The organism is Vibrio sp. N418, assembly GCF_000222565.1.
In the GTDB taxonomy this organism is placed as follows: Bacteria; Pseudomonadota; Gammaproteobacteria; order Enterobacterales; family Vibrionaceae; genus Vibrio; species Vibrio scophthalmi.
Genome location: NZ_AFWD01000057.1, coordinates 1 through 1,261, shown reverse-complemented (window position 1 = coordinate 1,261; position 1,261 = coordinate 1). Strand labels below are relative to the sequence as shown.

The following is a 1,261-nucleotide window of genomic DNA, read 5'->3' as shown; positions in this document are numbered from 1 at the left end:
TTAACGCTGAGATACGATGTCGAGCTACTACGGTAGTGAAGTCATTGATGCCATGCTTCCAGGAAAAGCCTCTAAGCTTCAGATTATAAGAAATCGTACCCCAAACCGACACAGGTGGTCGGGTAGAGAATACCAAGGCGCTTGAGAGAACTCGGGTGAAGGAACTAGGCAAAATGGTACCGTAACTTCGGGAGAAGGTACGCTCTTGACGGTGAAGTCCCTTGCGGATGGAGCTATTGAGAGTCGCAGATACCAGGTGGCTGCAACTGTTTATTAAAAACACAGCACTGTGCAAAATCGTAAGATGACGTATACGGTGTGACGCCTGCCCGGTGCCGGAAGGTTAATTGATGGGGTTAGACTTCGGTCGAAGCTCTTGATCGAAGCCCCGGTAAACGGCGGCCGTAACTATAACGGTCCTAAGGTAGCGAAATTCCTTGTCGGGTAAGTTCCGACCTGCACGAATGGCGTAATGATGGCCACGCTGTCTCCACCCGAGACTCAGTGAAATTGAAATCGCTGTGAAGATGCAGTGTACCCGCGGCTAGACGGAAAGACCCCGTGAACCTTTACTACAGCTTGGCACTGAACATTGACCCTACATGTGTAGGATAGGTGGGAGCCTTTGAAGCACGTACGCCAGTATGTGTGGAGGCAATCTTGAAATACCACCCTTGTATGCTTGATGTTCTAACGTTGGTCCCTTATCGGGATTACGGACAGTGCCTGGTGGGTAGTTTGACTGGGGCGGTCTCCTCCCAAAGAGTAACGGAGGAGCACGAAGGTGGGCTAAACACGGTTGGACATCGTGTGGTTAGTGCAATGGCATAAGCCCGCTTAACTGCGAGAATGACGGTTCGAGCAGGTACGAAAGTAGGTCATAGTGATCCGGTGGTTCTGTATGGAAGGGCCATCGCTCAACGGATAAAAGGTACTCCGGGGATAACAGGCTGATACCGCCCAAGAGTTCATATCGACGGCGGTGTTTGGCACCTCGATGTCGGCTCATCACATCCTGGGGCTGAAGTCGGTCCCAAGGGTATGGCTGTTCGCCATTTAAAGTGGTACGCGAGCTGGGTTTAGAACGTCGTGAGACAGTTCGGTCCCTATCTGCCGTGGGCGTTGGAAAATTGAAAGGGGCTGCTCCTAGTACGAGAGGACCGGAGTGGACGAACCTCTGGTGTTCGGGTTGTCATGCCAATGGCATTGCCCGGTAGCTAAGTTCGGAATCGATAACCGCTGAAAGCATCTAAGCGGGAAG

The 1,261-nt window shown here is 51.9% G+C and carries 1 rRNA gene; it reads left to right on the top strand.

From position 1 onward, the window contains the following. A 23S ribosomal RNA gene (locus tag RH86_RS12500) occupies window positions 1-1,261 on the top strand; the annotation flags it as partial.